Source organism: Bacillus sp. FDAARGOS_527 (assembly GCF_003812125.1).
Lineage (GTDB): Bacteria > Bacillota > Bacilli > Bacillales > Bacillaceae_G > Bacillus_A > Bacillus_A paranthracis.
In genome coordinates this window covers 4,802,501-4,820,000 of the sequence record NZ_CP033795.1, presented here as the reverse complement: position 1 = coordinate 4,820,000, position 17,500 = coordinate 4,802,501, and the positions used below count along the sequence as shown (strand labels likewise).

The window sequence follows — 17,500 nt, the reverse complement described above, 5'->3', positions numbered from 1 at the left end:
ACCCACGTGTTACTCACCCGTCCGCCGCTAACTTCATAAGAGCAAGCTCTTAATCCATTCGCTCGACTTGCATGTATTAGGCACGCCGCCAGCGTTCATCCTGAGCCAGGATCAAACTCTCCAATAAAGTTAGTTTGTCTAGCATCTAAAATAAAAATTGACGTTTCACGTTGTTTGTTTCGTTCAGTTTTCAAAGAACTTGTCTGTCGCTCATTTGCGACTTCCTTATGTTAACATTTTCATCTTTCAATGTCAACTAAGTTTTTTTCGTTTGTCGCTTTCGACGTTATTGTCATCGGCGACTTGTTCTATATTACACCTCTAATCTCTAATCGTCAACATGTTTTTCTAAAAAAATATAAAAAGGCTTATTTCTTTTAAAATAAGCCTTTTTATCATATACCATTCTATCCGTTTATTATTTTTCTATAATTGGCAACGAGACGATAAACTGAATAATACCATCCTCATATTCAGCTCGAATACTACCACCTTGTAATTCAACAATACTTTTCGCAATCGCCAATCCAAGACCCGACCCTTCAGTTACTCTACTTCTAGATTGATCTTTCTTATAAAAACGTTCAAACAAACTCGCTAACTCTTCTCTCGTAAACGCTTCACTATGATTCGCAATTACAATTTGTATATCCCGGCGCTGCCTTTGAAGAGAAACTTTTATCTCCCCATCATCTTTACTATACTTAATCGCGTTCATTAATAAATTATCAAATACACGAACCATCTTTTCCGAATCAATCGCTGCATAGGCACGTTCCTCAGGAAACTTCTTAACGAACGTAAGTCCATGCTCTTCCGCCTGCGGTACTAACTCTTCTATTAATTGCTCGAGCAACTCATTTACACATACTTCTTGTTTTTCTAATACAACTTGTTCATTCGTTAACTTCGTATACTCAAATAAATCTTCTATTAAATTCTTTAACTGCTCTGACTTCGCAAAAGCAATTCTCGTATATTCATCGTGTTGCTCTTTATTTTCATATTTAGAATCTCGAAGTAATCGCAAGTAACCCATAATAGAAGTCAGTGGTGTACGCAAATCGTGAGATACATTTGTAATAAGCTCGTTCTTTTGCTTCTCTAATTTACGTTCCTTTTCTATATTATTCATAAGCTCTTCCGCCATATTATTAATATTCTCAGTTAAAGACGCAATCTCATCTTCACCTTTCTTCTCAATGCGGTACGCTAAGTTACCTTTTTCTATTTCCTTTACACCTTCTGCCATCGCTTCAATTTGTTTCATCTTTCTCTTTGTTATATAGAAGAAAGAGAAAATGAATACGAGTACACCAATTAAAAATGGGAATGGGCCTTCTTGCGTATCATACATTACTACACCATCCGGAATTCCACTAACGAACATATATAAATTCTTATTTTCTATTGTAATAGGTGAAAAAGCTATAAATTCTTTTCTCGTATTTTCAAATATATCTTGACCATTTGAATAGTTAATCGCAAATGATGCTGCATTACGAATCGTATTATGCAGATCGATTTGCTCTTCTTGTGCCTGCTTCGTTTTATATACAACTTTACCACTTTCGTCAGTAACCAATATTTTTAAAGCTCTATTTCCTCGCTCTAAATTTTGATTCTCCGTTTCGATCATATTGGATATAGCTTCTAATTTATTTTCATGCACCGAACTATTTGCTGCTTTTTGAGCTTGATAATTAATTTGTTGCATACCAGACCGATAATCGACAGTCGCTTTACGATTCGCATTCTCAAAAAATGGCGCAGCTCCCTTTGCAAAAAAAACTCCTAATAACGCACAAGCAGCAAAAGTAGTAATCAGTTGAATTCTTATACTCTTTCGTACGCTCTTTACTAATTTCTCAATTAATTGTCTTATTTTCCTAATATAAGCGAATGGATTAAATATCTTTTTCAATCTTATACCCCACTCCCCATACCGTTTTTATATATCTAGGTTTCCTTGGATTCTCCTCAATCTTTTCACGCACTTTTCTAATATGCACCATTACAGTATTATCAGACTGGAAAGATCTTTCGTTCCACACCTTTTCATAAATTTGCTCCGCGCTAAAGACCATCCCCGGATTACGTGCTAGCAATTCTAAAATTGAAAATTCCCTCGGGGTCAGTTTCACTTCTTCTCCCTCTACAATAACTTTATGGGTTGAGATGTTTATTTTCATCTCTCCAATTTCTAGCTCGTCCTCGTTTTGTATAGCGAAACCATTCATTTTCATATAACGGCGTAGCTGCGATTTAATTCTTGCGATTAACTCTAACGGATTAAACGGTTTCGTTACGTAATCATCTGCACCCGTTGTTAACCCTAAAATCTTATCCATATCTTGCGTTTTCGCGGAAAGCATAATGATCGGCATTTCTTTTTCTTCCCTTACTTTCATACACATATGAATGCCATCTACTTTCGGCATCATAATATCTAATACGACTAGATGTACTTCATTTTCTTCTAGTAAACGTAATCCTTCTTCTCCGTCCCCTGCTTGCAATACTTTATATCCTTCATTCTTTAAATAGATTGTAATAAGATTCCTAATTTCTTTTTCATCATCTACGACAAGTATCGTTTCATTTGCCACAATATCTCCCCCATCACTTTTTAATCCCTAACTTCTATTATAGGAAAACTTCTGAAGAAAAACGCTCGGAAATCCTTAAGTTTTTCTGAAGACGCAAAAAAGGTCTAGACTCCCCTTAAGTCTAGACCTTTCAAAAAACCCCTTTTATTTACGAACGTAGATGAAATATAGTACGAATAAAACTCCCATAACATACATAATCGGATGAATCTCTTTACGACGACCGCTTACTACCATTGTAATTGGATAGAAGATAAATCCAATCGCAATTCCCGTTGCGATACTATACGTAAGTGGCATAGAGATAATTGTAAAGAATGCTGGTACTGCAATCTCGAATTTCTTCCAATCAATTTCTCCTAAAGATGAAACCATCAAGATCCCTACAATAATTAACGCTGGCGCTGTTACAGCTGGTGTTACAACACTTAATAATGGCGAGAAGAATAGTGCCAATAAGAAGAATCCTGCTGTTACAACTGCTGTAAATCCAGAACGTCCACCCGCTGCTACCCCTGCAGAAGATTCAATATAAGACGTTGTTGTTGATGTACCTAAGATCGCACCAATTACAGTTGCAATTGCATCTGCAAATAATGCTTTTCCTGCACGTGGTAATTTATTGTTCTTCATTAATCCTGCTTGATTCGCAACCGCTACAAGCGTACCTGCTGTATCAAAGAAATCGATAAAGAAGAACGTTATAATAACAATCCCCATTTGAACAGTGAAAATATCTCCAAAGTGCGTTAACGCCGCACCGAACGTTGGTTCTAAACTCGGTATTGCTCCCACTACCGCTTTCGGAGTATCAATTAATCCGGTTGCTACTCCTAAGATTGCCGTAAGAATCATACCGTAAAATACTGCACCATTAACTTTCTTAATCATGAAGATAATGGTCGTAACAACTCCGAAAATTGCTAGTAACGTTGTGCCCTTTGTTAAGTCCCCCAACCCAACAAGAACAGCATCATTTTTCACGATAATTCCGGCATTTTGGAATCCAAGGAAAGCAATGAATAATCCAATACCTGCCGCTACTGCAAACTTTAACTCCGATGGAATTGCATTAATGATTTTTTCACGAATACCTGAAGCAGTAAGAATAATAAAGATAATACCTGACATTAACGTTCCAGCAATTGCCGTTTGCCATGGAATACCCATCGTTAACACTGCTGTATAAGCAAAGAACGCGTTAATTCCCATACCTGGCGCTAAAGCAATTGGATACTTCGCGAAAATACCCATAATTAACGAACCGATCGCTGCTGCTAATGCTGTAGCAACGAATACTGCACCTGGATCCATTCCTGTACCTGCCGGTAATCCTTTAACATTTCCAAGTGACAGCGTAGCAGGATTGACAAATAGTACGTAAGCCATAGATAAAAATGTCGTTAAACCTGCTATGAACTCTGTTTTATAATTTGTGCCGAGTTCATCAAACTGAAAATAGCGTTTCATCTTACGTTTCCCCCGTTATATGATTACTCGCCGTAATCCCCCTAGCCCTCTTTTATCTATTAAAAATAAAAAAGGCTTCCATTGCATATACATGGAAGCGTTCTATGAATAAAGATAAGATTCCCCTCACCTTTATAAAAACGCCTCGTAGTCAAGCCATTTACGGTAGCTAGGTAGAAACTTTCGGGCCATATCCCCGATATTATACGACGGCATAATATTCACTTTTCGTTTGAATTACATACTCATATTAACTCGATGAAGTAGTTTTGTCAATTTAAAAACGAACATTTTTGTAAACATTTATAATTTTGTTCGTATTAATAGTAGGAATACAAAAGATCCATCTATGCATGAGCAATAGATGGATCTTTTTGTATAATACTATTCCCACTCAATAGTTGCTGGTGGCTTACTCGTTACATCATACACGATACGGTTAACGTGTTTTACTTCGTTTACGATACGTACAGAGATTTTCTCTAATACGTCCCAAGGGATACGTGCCCAGTCAGCTGTCATACCATCGATAGATGTTACTGCGCGGATACCTACTGTGTAATCGTAAGTACGCTCGTCACCCATAACACCTACGCTACGCATACCAGGAAGCGCAGTGAAGTATTGCCAGATTTCGCGATCTAAGCCAGCTTTAATAATTTCTTCACGTAAAATCGCATCAGATTCACGAACAATTTCTAATTTCTCTTCTGTGATTTCACCTAGTACACGAATACCAAGACCAGGGCCTGGGAATGGTTGACGCCATACGATCTCATCAGGAATTCCTAGTTCAGATCCTAATACACGTACTTCATCTTTAAATAACGTGTTTAAAGGCTCAATTAATTTGAACTGCATGTCTTCTGGAAGTCCACCAACGTTATGGTGAGATTTAATTGTTTGTGCAGTTGCTGTACCACTTTCAACGATATCTGTGTACAGTGTACCTTGTGCTAAGAAGTCCATTCCTTCTAATTTAGAAGCTTCATCATCAAATACGTAAATGAATTCGTTACCGATAATTTTACGTTTTTGTTCTGGATCTTCTACACCTTTTAACTTGTTCATGAAGCGTTCTTTTGCATCCACTTTAATAACGTTCATGTGGAAGCCTTCGCTAAATGTTTTCATAACGCCTTCTGCTTCGCCTTTACGAAGTAAGCCGTGGTCAACGAAGATACAAGTTAATTGATCGCCGATTGCTTTATGAATTAATACTGCTACAACAGAAGAATCTACACCGCCACTAAGTGCGCATAGAACTTTTTTGTCTCCAACAGTTTCACGAATTTTTTCTAATTCTACTTCGATAAAGTTCTCCATGTTCCATCCTTCAGAACAACCACATACGCCGAATACGAAGTTTTTAATTAAATCGTTACCGTGCTCAGAGTGACGTACTTCTGGGTGGAATTGTACACCGTATAAGTTTTTCGCTTCATTGCTCATACCAGCAATTGGGCAAGACTCACTTGTTGCGTCTACTACGAATCCTTCAGGTAAACCAGTTACTAAGTCGCCATGGCTCATCCATACAACTTGCTCTTCTGGAAGGTTCGCATATAATTTTGATTCGTTCTCTACTTTAAGAACCGCTTTTCCATACTCACGGTGGTTTGCACGTTCTACTTTACCACCGAATTTTTGTGTCATAAGTTGCATACCGTAACAAATACCGAAGATCGGTAATCCTAGGTCAAAGATTTTTTCATCACAATGTAATGCACCTTCACCATATACACTATTTGGTCCACCAGAGAAAATAATCCCTTTTGGATTTATTTCTTTAATTTCTTCTGCAGTAATTGTATGCGGATGAAGTTCACTGTATACACCGAACTCACGAATTCGACGTGCTATTAACTGATTGTATTGACTTCCAAAATCTAAAACGATAATTGTATCGTGTTGCTTCTTCAAAATAATCACCCCAACGTTAGTTCTCGTATATAAATATTTTCACCAATTAGGCGAAAAGCATTACCAATATAATAAAAAAAGCCAGTCCTCCGCCTCTAGTCTCATAACAAAGAAAAGGCAGGGGTCTGGCTTTATAAAGAAAGATAGTCTCCGCTCTTTATAAATATAAGACACACTGCCTTCATAGTCAGGTTGTTTACGGTAACCTGGTAGAGACTCTCAAACCATATCTTTGAGGATATATGAAGGATCGTTTTATATTATCTTCCTAGATTCTAACAATGAAGTATCAATATGGTCAAGAGAGAAAGCGACAAAATTCTACAGAAATTCATTTCCTTTTCTAAAAAACATAAAAAAACATCCATTTCTATATAGAAATGGATGTTTTTTTAGGGCAAACGGAATTACATCATTCCGCCCATACCGCCCATGCCCATGCCGCCCATGTCAGGCATTGCTGGTGCATTTGGTTCTGGTTTGTCAGCTACTACAGCTTCAGTTGTTAAGAACATAGCTGCAACAGATGCTGCGTTTTGAAGTGCAGAGCGAGTTACTTTAGCTGGATCTACGATACCAGTTTCAAGCATGTTAACCCACTCGCCAGTAGCTGCGTTGAAACCAACGCCTACTTTTTCGCCTTTTAGACGCTCTACAACTACAGATCCTTCTAGACCAGCGTTGATTGCGATTTGGCGAACTGGCTCTTCTAGTGCACGAAGTACGATGTTGATACCTGTTGCTTCGTCGCCTTCAGCTACGATAGAAGCTACTTTCGTGTATACGTTCATAAGTGAAGTACCACCACCTGCAACGATACCTTCTTCTACTGCTGCACGAGTTGAGTTAAGTGCATCTTCAATGCGAAGTTTACGCTCTTTTAACTCAGTTTCAGTTGCTGCACCTACTTTAATTACTGCTACGCCACCTGCAAGTTTTGCAAGACGCTCTTGTAATTTTTCACGATCGAATTCAGAAGTTGTTTCTTCTAATTGCGCACGGATTTGACCGATGCGAGCTTCGATTTGTTCTGTGCTTCCTACACCTTCAACTACAGTTGTGTTTTCTTTCGTTACAACAACTTTACCAGCGCGTCCTAAAGATTCAACTGTAGCAGATTTTAAGTCACGGCCTAATTCTTCAGTGATTACTTCGCCACCAGTTAAGATTGCGATATCTTCTAGCATTGCTTTACGACGGTCACCAAATCCAGGAGCTTTAACAGCTACTACATTGAATGTACCACGAAGTTTGTTCACTACTAATGTAGCTAACGCTTCGCCTTCTACATCTTCAGCAATGATAAGAAGCGGTTTACCTTGTTGTACCACTTGCTCTAATACTGGTAAGATTTCTTGGATGTTAGAAATCTTTTTGTCAGTGATTAAGATATATGGGTTATCAAGAACTGCTTCCATTTTGTCAGAATCAGTAATCATGTAAGGAGATGCATATCCACGATCAAATTGCATACCTTCTACTACGTCTAATTCTGTTGTGAAACCTTTAGATTCTTCTAAAGTAATAACGCCGTCGTTACCAACGCGCTCCATTGCTTCAGCGATTAATTGACCTACTTCTTCGTCAGCAGCAGAAATAGCAGCTACTTGTGCGATAGAAGATTTACCTTCGATTGGTTTAGAAATCGTTTTTAATTCTTCTACTGCAGCAACTACAGCTTTTTCGATACCTTTACGAAGACCCATCGGGTTCGCACCAGCTGTTACGTTTTTAAGACCTTCACGAATCATAGCTTGTGCTAATACAGTTGCAGTTGTTGTTCCGTCACCAGCTACATCATTTGTTTTGCTAGCAACTTCTGCTACTAATTTCGCACCCATGTTTTCGAATGCATCTTCTAATTCAATTTCTTTTGCGATTGTTACACCGTCATTTGTAATAAGTGGTGAACCGAATTTTTTCTCAAGAACAACGTTACGACCTTTTGGTCCAAGCGTTACTTTTACTGCATTTGCAAGAGTGTCGACACCGCGAAGCATCGAACGACGTGCTTCTTCACTAAATTTAATATCTTTTGCCATAATAATTGACCCCCTTGGATTTTTTAAGATTTATATAATTAACCGATAACTGCTAAAATGTCACTTTCACGTAAAATCAAGTAGTCTGTACCTTCATATTTCACTTCAGTACCTGCATATTTTGAGAAGATGATAAGATCACCTGCTGCTACCTCTAAAGCAACACGCTCACCATTTTCAAGCACTCGACCAGTACCTACTGCAATAACTTTACCCTCTTGTGGTTTTTCTTTTGCTGTGTCTGGTAATACAATACCACTTGCTGTTTTTTCTTCCGCTTGAACAAGCTCAATTACAACGCGATCACCTAATGGCTTTAGCATGAACAATAACCTCCTCATTTTGTTATGTAAATTTTATTTATTAGCACTCAAGTCACCCGAGTGCTAACACACTTATAATAATAAATAATCTCAATTTCTTTTGCAAGTAAAAAAATCATAATTTTTTCGCAAATTACGCTATAAACTTTTCTATATAGAGTTCCTCTTCTTCTACGTTTACTATATGAATCGTTGTTTCCACTACTCGTGTGTTACAATATGAAAGGACACCCTAAGTTGTTTTCGCTACACACACAACTTTCTCCTGTCTTCTATTATAATTTCAAATAAGGATTTACAAAAAAAACATAATGTAAGTAAAGTTTATATCGTAGGTAGCATCTTTACATGTTATCCTACCTTATCTCATACACTAGAGTTAGAAAGGATGGTTAAACCATTTGAAAAAACAATATTGGTGGGTTATCGTTACATACATTTTAATGCAGTTATCATCAATTGCTGGATTACCACTTCTTCTGAAAACTGGACTTTATGACAACAGGGGATTTACTAGGGAAGAGAAATTTCAACTCATAACTGGTCACTGGGCAATCATTAGCTTCTTTATTGCATTATGTATCGTACTTTGGTTACTTAGAACAGATATTCGTGACAGACATTTAGATACAAAGCGTTCTTCTGTTCCAGCTACGATTGGTTGGATTTTTATCGGGTTCTTCTTAGCATTTTTCTCGCAAAGTATTGCTGGTATGATTGAAATGTATGTATTAGGTATTAAACCTGGATCTGAAAATACAGCGAGACTTATGGATATCGCAAGAACGACACCTTGGTTCCTTATCGTCATCTCTATAATAGGGCCTATTTTGGAAGAAATCGTATTTAGGAAAATTTTATTTGGTACACTTTATAAGAAGTTTAACTTCTTTATTGCTGCTATCATTAGTTCTCTCGTATTCGCAGCAATTCATTTTGATTTCACTCACTTATTGGTATACACTGCTATGGGGCTCGTATTCGCCTTCTTATATGTAAAAACGAAGCGTATTATCGTCCCTATCGCAGCTCATGTTGCAATGAATACATTAGTTGCAATTGCTCAAGTTTTAGTGAGTAACGAACAAATTCAAGAAATGATTAAAGAAGCTGAAAAAATGCAAGGCTTTATCGGAGGATTTTTAGTATGAGAAACTCACCATTGTTCATGGCTGCATTGTATTTCCTTCTAGGATGTATCTTTACACGCTTCGCCATTACGAACGTAACAGATACAATTTGGAATATGTGGACAATACTATTTGCAGTTATGGCAACGATTGATTTTAATTTGGCACTTCGCCTTATCTTAGTTAAATTCACAAAGAAAAAACAATAATAAAACGCAGAGGTCGCTTCCTCTGCGTTTTATTGTGGATAATTCTTCAAAAAGTAAACTAATGTTTGTAACTCTACTGCTAAATCAATATGATGAATTCTTATATTTTCTGACACATTTAAGCGTGCTGGTGTGAAATTCAAAATACCATGCACGTTTGTTTCTGCCAATCTATCGGCTACAGATTGCGCTACTGTAGCGGGTACTGTTAATATTGCCACTTGTATATCATTTGATAATCTTTCTTCTAATTCATCTAAGTGATATACAGGAATGCCTCCGATTTCTGTTCCAACTTTCTCTTCACTAACATCAAATGCCATTTCAATCTTTGTATTATTGTTTTTCGTGAAATTATAATGTAAGAAAGCGGTCCCTAAATTACCTACTCCAATAAGCGCTACACGTGTTATATCATCTTGGTCGAGTGTTTCACGGAAAAATGATAATAAATAATTTACGTTATATCCATATCCTTTTTTCCCTAATGCCCCAAAGTATGAGAAATCTCTTCGAATCGTTGCGGAATCAACCTTTACCGCTTCACTTAATTCAGCTGATGAAACACGTTGCTTACCAGACAAAGATAAGTTTTGGATAAATCGATAGTATAGAGGCAATCTCTTAGCAGTGGCTTGTGGAATTTTCTGCTGCTCCATATAACCTCTCCTCTCTTCCTATCTTTATTCATATGCTTTAATTAAATACAGAAGTTTAGCACTTATTAAATTCCTTGTATAATAGAAAGAAGAAGTATTCTCTCTGTATTTTAAACTATACACTATTTTTAGTATGATTGAGAAATATAAACATGGCAAAGTTAAGAAATTATTTGAGGTGAAAACATTGATTTTATTACAAGTAAACGCGCTTTCGAAATTATACGGTGCAGAAACGATTCTTGCAAACATAAAATTAGAAGTTCAAACGAAAGATCGTATCGCATTAGTCGGGCGAAATGGAGCCGGAAAATCTACATTATTAAAAATAATAGCGGGTGAGCTATCTCATGATAGTGGCGAAATTATAAAACCGAAAGATGTCTCAATCGGATATTTAGCTCAAAATACTGGTTTAGAAACGTCTTTAACAATTTGGGATGAAATGCTAACCGTCTTTACACACTTGCAGCAAATGGAGACAAAACTTCGAAGGCTAGAGCAAGAGATGGGAAAAGAAGAAAACTTTTCAAACGAGGCTACATATGAAAGATTATTAGCTGATTATGACCAATTACAATTAGATTATAAAGATCAAGGTGGCTATCAGTACGAAGCAGATATCCGTTCGATTTTAAGTGGTCTTGGCTTCCCAGTTGAAACGCACCAGACGACGATTTCTACATTAAGCGGTGGACAAAAAACACGATTAGCTCTCGGTAAATTATTATTAACGAAACCAGACCTACTTATTTTGGACGAGCCTACAAACCATTTAGACATCGAAACATTAACATGGCTTGAACAATATTTACAAGGTTATCCTGGCGCAATACTAATCGTTTCCCATGACCGTTATTTCTTAGATAAACTTGTTACACAAGTATATGAAATTTCGAATAAAGAAAGCAGACGATTTGTTGGTAACTACAGTAAATATTTAGACTTAAAGTCAGCACTATACGAGCAAGAAATGAAACGTTATGAAAAACAACAAGATGAAATCGCTAAGCTAGAGGACTTCGTTCAAAAAAATATAGCTCGTGCATCTACGACAAAACGTGCACAAAGCCGTCGTAAACAATTAGACCGTATGGAACTATTAACAAGACCATTAGGTGACTCTAAGTCAGCTTCCTTCCACTTCGATATCGAAAAACAAAGCGGAAATGATGTGTTACAAGTAAAGGATGCAACTATCGGCTATGATAAGGATCCAATTATTGAACATGTAACAATGCGCTTAACTCGCGGAGATAGCGTTGCTTTAGTTGGTCCAAATGGAATTGGGAAATCCACATTATTAAAATCAATTGTGAATAAGTTACCACTACTACATGGTGATGTTTCTTTCGGATCCAATGTATCTGTTGGTTACTATGATCAAGAACAAGCCAATTTAACATCTTCTAAGCGCGTTTTAAATGAGTTATGGGATGAATATCCACTGCAACCTGAAAAAGAAATTCGCACGATACTAGGCAACTTCTTATTCACAGGAGATGATGTACTAAAACCAGTATCATCTCTTAGTGGTGGACAAAAAGCTCGGTTAGCTCTCGCAAAACTTATGATGCAAAAATCGAATTTATTAATTCTCGATGAGCCTACAAACCATCTTGATTTAAATAGTAAAGAGATTTTGGAGAATGCTTTGATTGATTATCCTGGTACCCTTCTCTTTGTATCTCATGACCGCTACTTTATTAATCGTGTAACGACGACCGTTGTTGAGTTATCAACAGAAGGTGCACAGGAATATTTAGGGGACTATGATTACTACGTTGAAAAGAAAAATGAGATGATTGAACGTGCTGAATTTGAACAACAAGAACAGCAAGAAAATCAGACACCTGTTCAAAAAACTGTAGCTCCAGAAAAATTAAATTATCTCGAAGAAAAAGAGCGCAAAAAGTTGGAGCGTCAACGTACTCGAAAAATTGAGGAACTAGAACAAAATATTGTACAATTTGAAGAAGAAATTGCTACGTTAGAAGATCAACTTTGCTTACCAGAAATATATGCAGATTATGAAAAGGCTAGTGAAATTACAACGAAAAAGCAAACACTACAAGAACAACTTGATGCTTGTATGGCAGAATGGGAAGAATTGCATTTATAAGAGTATGAATAAGAAGGATGTCTCATCAGTCGGGATTTTTGACGATGGGACATCCTTTTTATCTTCTAGCCATGGTCAACCTCTATTGCATAAACGATTCGACACGAGATATCGATTTGCCGACAAGGTTTGACAATATTAGCCCCCGTTATAATAAGGGCATATTTCAAAATGTTTTTTAGAGATACCTTCTTCGTTTTTATTTCCCGAAAAAGGATAGGTTCAAAGGTCAGACTTCACCTATTTTATCCACAACCTTATACACATATCCACCTTTATAAAATAAACAACAAAATAACTTTTCCACATTATCCACAATTAACAAAAAAGTTATCAACATTTTATATACACAATAAAACCCATATTATCAACAGATAATATGGGTTTTATCCACAAGCTGTGGTTAATTTTGTGCATAACTATGCTTCAATATCTAATCCTGGATTTGCATTTAAAGCTAATGTAGCACGTTTTCCTTGTTCATATGCAATTGTACCTGCCGCTGCAATCATTGCTGCATTATCTGTACATAAAGATAGAGGAGGAATAATTAGCTCTACATTTTCTTTTTGTGCAAATTCTGCTTCTAAACGTGCACGCAGTCCTTTATTCGCAGCTACTCCACCAGCAAGAAGCACTTGCTTTACGTTATAAGCATCCGCTGCACGAGATGCTTTCGTTACTAATACGTCAATTACACTCTCTTGGAAACTTGCTGCTAAATCTTCCGGTGCAATTTCTATCCCGCGTTGTTTTGCGTTATGCACAGTGTTGATAACTGCTGATTTCAATCCGCTAAAACTGAAATCATACGAATCCGGTTCTAGCCATGCACGAGGTAAATCAATTGTTGGTTCTCCTTCATGTGCAAGTCGATCAATATGAGGACCACCTGGATATGGCATAGATAACGTACGAGCTACTTTATCATATGCCTCTCCTGCTGCATCATCTCGCGTTTCACCAATTACTTCAAATGAACCATGTTCTTTCATATAAACAAGCTCTGTATGTCCACCAGATACAACAAGTGATAGTAATGGGAATTGAACTTCTTTTACTAAACGGTTCGCATAAATGTGGCCAGCGATATGATGAACGCCAACTAGAGGGATATCATGTGCAAAAGCTACTGCTTTCGCTGCATTTACCCCTATTAGAAGCGCTCCTACTAAACCAGGTCCTTCTGTGACAGCAATTGCATCAATATCATCAAATGTGATATTCGCTTCTTTTAACGCTTCTTCTAATACAACTGTAATTTCTTCTACATGATGACGGGACGCAATCTCTGGTACAACTCCGCCAAAACGTTTATGACTTTCAATTTGTGATGCAACAACATTCGCAATAATTTCCGTTCCATTTTTAACAACCGCTACTGCTGTTTCATCACAACTTGTTTCAATACCAAGTATAATCGTATTTTTTTCCATTATATATTCACCCACATTACGAGACCATCTTCCTGATTGTCTGCATAGTATCGTTTACGAATTCCACCATTTTGAAATCCGTATTTTCTGTATAACTGTTTTGCTACTTCATTTGATACACGTACTTCAAGTGTCATCGTTTTTACACCTAGAGTTTTCGCCTCGGAAATAACTTCTTTTAATAAAGCATCTCCTAGCTTTTGACCTCTGTATTCTGGCAAAATAGCTATATTTGTTATATGTGATTCATCAATAATTATCCACAATCCACAATACCCAATTACACGACCATCTTTTTCTAGCACAACATAATGTGCATGTTCATTCATCGTTAACTCACGGTGAAAGGCATCTGCAGTCCAAGGAGTTGAAAAAGATGCTTCTTCAATGGCTACAATTTGAGCAATATCATCAAGTTCCATCTTTCTAAATATCATATCCATCCTCTGCAAGCTCCTACTTGTTTTGACTTTCTAACCACTTTGTTTCAGCTTCAGCTAAACGAAGGTAACTAGGAACAAATGAATGTACATCTTGTTCTTCTTTTTGTAATCCTAAGAACGCTAGCTCACTTGGTCTTGGGTTATTTTTAGTGACAGGAGCAAAGACAGCTTGATTGCCTAAATGTTCAATAATTGTTTCTTTGTGTAGTTTCACATCGTTACCAATAAATAAAACAGGCTTTCCTTTATCTTTTAACATTTGCAACCAGTCTACAATAAGGATGATTCGGTCTTCCTCTATAGAAGTTAAATCCTCTCCCTCATATGTATATAAGCCAGTATAAATTTGTCCACGTCTTCCATCGAATAAAGGACAGATTAATCCATCAAAATTAGCCCCGTTTGCAGCCACTACTTCTAAACTTGATACACCGACAATTGGTATTTGAAGTGACCAAGCTAATGTTTTGGCAGCTGTCACACCTATACGAACACCTGTATATGATCCTGGTCCAGCAGCTACAACTATTTTAGTTAATTCTTTGGGTTTTACACCGCATTCTTTTAACAGTTGTTCTACAGCTGGCATAAGACGCACAGAATGATTTTTTGTTAAATTTGTAATGATTTCCCCAATTACGTTTCCTTCTTCAATAAGGGATACACCCATTACATAATTTGAAGTATCAATTGCTAGTACTTTCATCTTGTAATAGCTCCTCACATAATCTAATATAGCGATCTCCAATTGGCTCGAGTACAATGTTTCTTGTGTCATCTCCAGCATGGAATAAACTAATTTGTAGCTTCTCATTTGGTAAATATGCTTCTATTAAATGAGCCCATTCTACTACCGTAATTCCTTCACCGTAGAAATACTCATCAAAACCTAAGTCTTCTTCACTTTCAGCTAAGCGATACACGTCCATATGATATAGCGGTAATCTCCCTTTATATTCTTTAATAATATTAAAGGTAGGGCTATTTACAACTCTTTTCACTCCAAGACCTTTTGCTAGTCCCTTTGTAAAAGTCGTCTTACCAGCCCCTAGATCTCCTTCTAAAATAATTACATCTTGTGCCTGAGCAAGTTCACCAAGTTTTTCTGATAATCTTTGTGTTTCCTCAGATGATTTTGTTGTTATTTCATATTTACTCACAGACTTCACCTACTTTACTCACAATGTTCTCTGCTATTTATTATACAGGTTTTGAATATATAAAAAAGTCCTTAGGAGTTTTCCTAAGGATAGTTTGACTGTCTTTATTAGTTTTTTGTTAAAACAAATAAAAAAATACGAAACAACATGTTTCGTTCTTTTCTTTATATAAAATGGCGGTCCCGACCGGGGTCGAACCGGCGATCTCCTGCGTGACAGGCAGGCATGTTAACCACTACACCACGGGACCATTTGGTTGCGGGGACAGGATTTGAACCTGCGACCTTCGGGTTATGAGCCCGACGAGCTACCGTGCTGCTCCACCCCGCGATGATATAAATAGCTTGGCGACGTCCTACTCTCACAGGGACAAGGTCCCAACTACCATCGGCGCTAGAGAGCTTAACTTCCGTGTTCGGTATGGGAACGGGTGTGACCTCTCTGCCATCATCACCAAACTATGAAGGCATATTCCTTCAAAACTAGATAACATTTGCTACATATTATATGGTTAAGTCCTCGATCTATTAGTATTCGTCAGCTCCACATGTCACCATGCTTCCACCTCGAACCTATCAACCTGATCATCTTTCAGGGATCTTACTAGCTTACGCTATGGGAAATCTCATCTTGAGGGGGGCTTCATGCTTAGATGCTTTCAGCACTTATCCCTTCCGCACATAGCTACCCAGCTATGCCCTTGGCAGAACAACTGGTACACCAGCGGTGCGTCCATCCCGGTCCTCTCGTACTAAGGACAGCTCCTCTCAAATTTCCTACGCCCACGACGGATAGGGACCGAACTGTCTCACGACGTTCTGAACCCAGCTCGCGTACCGCTTTAATGGGCGAACAGCCCAACCCTTGGGACCGACTACAGCCCCAGGATGCGATGAGCCGACATCGAGGTGCCAAACCTCCCCGTCGATGTGGACTCTTGGGGGAGATAAGCCTGTTATCCCCGGGGTAGCTTTTATCCGTTGAGCGATGGCCCTTCCATGCGGAACCACCGGATCACTAAGCCCGACTTTCGTCCCTGCTCGACTTGTAGGTCTCGCAGTCAAGCTCCCTTATGCCTTTGCACTCTACGAATGATTTCCAACCATTCTGAGGGAACCTTTGGGCGCCTCCGTTACACTTTAGGAGGCGACCGCCCCAGTCAAACTGCCCACCTGACACTGTCTCCCGGGTCGATAAGACCCGTAGGTTAGAATTTCAATACAGTCAGGGCGGTATCCCACCAGCGCCTCCACCGAAGCTAGCGCTCCGGTTTCAAAGGCTCCCGCCTATCCTGTACAAACTGTACCAAAATTCAATATCAGGCTACAGTAAAGCTCCACGGGGTCTTTCCGTCCTGTCGCGGGTAACCTGCATCTTCACAGGTACTATAATTTCACCGAGTCTCTGGTTGAGACAGTGCCCAAATCGTTACACCTTTCGTGCGGGTCGGAACTTACCCGACAAGGAATTTCGCTACCTTAGGACCGTTATAGTTACGGCCGCCGTTTACTGGGGCTTCAGTTCAGAGCTTCGCTTACGCTAACCCCTCTCCTTAACCTTCCAGCACCGGGCAGGTGTCACCCCCTATACTTCGCCTTACGGCTTCGCAGAGAGCTGTGTTTTTGCTAAACAGTCGCTTGGGCCTATTCACTGCGGCTTTCCGTTAAGAAAGCACCCCTTCTCCCGAAGTTACGGGGTCATTTTGCCGAGTTCCTTAACCAGAGTTCTCTCGCACACCTTAGGATTCTCTCCTCGCCTACCTGTGTCGGTTTGCGGTACAGGCACCTTTTATCTCGCTAGAAGCTTTTCTTGGCAGCGGGGAATCAAAGACTTCGCTCCATAAGGAGCTTCCCCATCACAGCTCAGCCTTCACGATAAGCGGATTTGCCTACTTATCAGCCTAACTGCTTGGACGTGCACAACCAATCGCACGCTTCTTCTATCCTTCTGCGTCCCTCCATTGCTCAAACGATA

The 17,500-nt window shown here is 38.5% G+C and carries 14 protein-coding genes, 2 tRNA genes, 3 rRNA genes and 2 riboswitches (2 of these 21 cut by a window edge); of the genes, 3 read left to right on the top strand and 16 right to left on the bottom strand.

Going from position 1 to position 17,500, the window contains the following annotated elements; all coding sequences use genetic code 11:
• From EGX95_RS27875 to groES, 7 genes are all read right to left on the bottom strand, one after another.
• Positions 1 to 127, bottom strand: a 16S ribosomal RNA gene (locus tag EGX95_RS27875); it reaches 1,425 nt to the left of the window's first position.
• A 291-nt stretch (positions 128 to 418) separates the two neighbouring features.
• Entirely contained in the window at positions 419 to 1,924 is a 1,506-nt protein-coding gene (ampS, locus tag EGX95_RS27870) for an aminopeptidase AmpS (RefSeq protein ID WP_000719191.1), read from the bottom strand.
• On the bottom strand, positions 1,908 to 2,609 hold the full coding sequence (locus EGX95_RS27865) for a response regulator transcription factor (RefSeq protein ID WP_001262951.1): 702 nt from the start codon (positions 2,607 to 2,609) through the stop codon (positions 1,908 to 1,910). Before EGX95_RS27865 ends, ampS begins: the two co-directional genes overlap by 17 nt.
• A 144-nt stretch (positions 2,610 to 2,753) precedes the next feature.
• Positions 2,754 to 4,079 (bottom strand): NCS2 family permease, encoded by a 1,326-nt coding sequence (locus EGX95_RS27860; RefSeq protein WP_000833093.1) that lies wholly within the window; start codon positions 4,077 to 4,079, stop codon positions 2,754 to 2,756.
• A gap of 128 nt (positions 4,080 to 4,207) precedes the next feature.
• Positions 4,208 to 4,309, bottom strand: a riboswitch (purine riboswitch).
• A gap of 154 nt (positions 4,310 to 4,463) precedes the next feature.
• The gene (gene guaA / locus EGX95_RS27855) at positions 4,464 to 6,002 is read right to left on the bottom strand and encodes a glutamine-hydrolyzing GMP synthase (protein ID WP_000743925.1); all 1,539 of its coding nucleotides are present in this window, start codon (positions 6,000 to 6,002) and stop codon (positions 4,464 to 4,466) included.
• 164 nt (positions 6,003 to 6,166) lie between these two features.
• Positions 6,167 to 6,268, bottom strand: a riboswitch (purine riboswitch).
• A gap of 141 nt (positions 6,269 to 6,409) precedes the next feature.
• Positions 6,410 to 8,044 (bottom strand): chaperonin GroEL, encoded by a 1,635-nt coding sequence (gene groL, locus EGX95_RS27850; protein WP_001029999.1) that lies wholly within the window; start codon positions 8,042 to 8,044, stop codon positions 6,410 to 6,412.
• A 38-nt stretch (positions 8,045 to 8,082) separates the two neighbouring features.
• Entirely contained in the window at positions 8,083 to 8,367 is a 285-nt protein-coding gene (gene groES, locus EGX95_RS27845; RefSeq protein WP_000917306.1) for a co-chaperone GroES, read from the bottom strand.
• A gap of 401 nt (positions 8,368 to 8,768) precedes the next feature.
• Between groES and EGX95_RS27840 the strand changes: the two genes are divergently transcribed.
• Together EGX95_RS27840 and EGX95_RS27835 are read left to right on the top strand one after the other, a co-directional pair.
• Positions 8,769 to 9,518, top strand: coding sequence for a CPBP family intramembrane glutamic endopeptidase (locus tag EGX95_RS27840; RefSeq protein ID WP_000745339.1), 750 nt, complete (start codon positions 8,769 to 8,771; stop codon positions 9,516 to 9,518).
• Entirely contained in the window at positions 9,515 to 9,706 is a 192-nt protein-coding gene (locus EGX95_RS27835) for a YdiK family protein (RefSeq protein WP_001246201.1), read from the top strand. The genes EGX95_RS27840 and EGX95_RS27835 overlap by 4 nt, the downstream gene beginning before the upstream one ends.
• A 29-nt stretch (positions 9,707 to 9,735) precedes the next feature.
• On the opposite strand, the gene EGX95_RS27830 is transcribed toward EGX95_RS27835, so the two are convergent.
• Positions 9,736 to 10,365: a redox-sensing transcriptional repressor Rex gene (locus EGX95_RS27830; protein ID WP_000437699.1), complete on the bottom strand. Its 630-nt coding sequence runs from the start codon at positions 10,363 to 10,365 to the stop codon at positions 9,736 to 9,738.
• A 187-nt stretch (positions 10,366 to 10,552) separates the two neighbouring features.
• On the opposite strand from EGX95_RS27830, the gene EGX95_RS27825 reads away from it, so the two are divergent.
• Entirely contained in the window at positions 10,553 to 12,487 is a 1,935-nt protein-coding gene (locus tag EGX95_RS27825) for an ABC-F family ATP-binding cassette domain-containing protein (protein ID WP_000602163.1), read from the top strand.
• Positions 12,488 to 12,906: 419 nt separating this feature from the next.
• Here the strand turns inward: EGX95_RS27825 and tsaD are convergent, their stop codons facing one another.
• The 8 genes from tsaD to EGX95_RS27785 all read right to left on the bottom strand — a co-directional run.
• On the bottom strand, positions 12,907 to 13,923 hold the full coding sequence (gene tsaD, locus EGX95_RS27820) for a tRNA (adenosine(37)-N6)-threonylcarbamoyltransferase complex transferase subunit TsaD (RefSeq protein WP_000414588.1): 1,017 nt from the start codon (positions 13,921 to 13,923) through the stop codon (positions 12,907 to 12,909).
• Positions 13,923 to 14,366, bottom strand: a complete 444-nt coding sequence (gene rimI, locus EGX95_RS27815) for a ribosomal protein S18-alanine N-acetyltransferase (RefSeq protein ID WP_000367197.1) — start codon at positions 14,364 to 14,366, stop codon at positions 13,923 to 13,925. The genes tsaD and rimI overlap by 1 nt, the downstream gene beginning before the upstream one ends.
• A 13-nt stretch (positions 14,367 to 14,379) precedes the next feature.
• Entirely contained in the window at positions 14,380 to 15,072 is a 693-nt protein-coding gene (gene tsaB, locus EGX95_RS27810) for a tRNA (adenosine(37)-N6)-threonylcarbamoyltransferase complex dimerization subunit type 1 TsaB (RefSeq protein ID WP_000865759.1), read from the bottom strand.
• On the bottom strand, positions 15,053 to 15,526 hold the full coding sequence (tsaE, locus tag EGX95_RS27805) for a tRNA (adenosine(37)-N6)-threonylcarbamoyltransferase complex ATPase subunit type 1 TsaE (RefSeq protein WP_000049631.1): 474 nt from the start codon (positions 15,524 to 15,526) through the stop codon (positions 15,053 to 15,055). Before tsaE ends, tsaB begins: the two co-directional genes overlap by 20 nt.
• 174 nt (positions 15,527 to 15,700) lie before the next feature.
• Positions 15,701 to 15,776, bottom strand: a tRNA-Asp gene (locus EGX95_RS27800).
• 3 nt (positions 15,777 to 15,779) lie between these two features.
• Positions 15,780 to 15,856: transfer RNA gene (locus tag EGX95_RS27795), tRNA-Met, on the bottom strand.
• 12 nt (positions 15,857 to 15,868) lie between these two features.
• A 5S ribosomal RNA gene (rrf, locus tag EGX95_RS27790) occupies positions 15,869 to 15,984 on the bottom strand.
• A 49-nt stretch (positions 15,985 to 16,033) separates the two neighbouring features.
• A 23S ribosomal RNA gene (locus EGX95_RS27785) occupies positions 16,034 to 17,500 on the bottom strand (it continues 1,456 nt past the right edge of the window).

What these genes read in the sequence shown, in the direction of transcription:
- EGX95_RS27860 (WP_000833093.1), bottom strand. Translation starts at nt 4,079, where the DNA reads ATGAAACGCTATTTTCAGTTTGATGAACTCGGCACAAATTATAAAACA.
- groL (WP_001029999.1), bottom strand. Translation starts at nt 8,044, where the DNA reads ATGGCAAAAGATATTAAATTTAGTGAAGAAGCACGTCGTTCGATGCTT.
- groES (WP_000917306.1), bottom strand. Translation starts at nt 8,367, where the DNA reads ATGCTAAAGCCATTAGGTGATCGCGTTGTAATTGAGCTTGTTCAAGCG.
- EGX95_RS27835 (WP_001246201.1), top strand. Translation starts at nt 9,515, where the DNA reads ATGAGAAACTCACCATTGTTCATGGCTGCATTGTATTTCCTTCTAGGA.
- EGX95_RS27830 (WP_000437699.1), bottom strand. Translation starts at nt 10,365, where the DNA reads ATGGAGCAGCAGAAAATTCCACAAGCCACTGCTAAGAGATTGCCTCTA.
- tsaD (WP_000414588.1), bottom strand. Translation starts at nt 13,923, where the DNA reads ATGGAAAAAAATACGATTATACTTGGTATTGAAACAAGTTGTGATGAA.
- rimI (WP_000367197.1), bottom strand. Translation starts at nt 14,366, where the DNA reads ATGGATATGATATTTAGAAAGATGGAACTTGATGATATTGCTCAAATT.
- tsaB (WP_000865759.1), bottom strand. Translation starts at nt 15,072, where the DNA reads ATGAAAGTACTAGCAATTGATACTTCAAATTATGTAATGGGTGTATCC.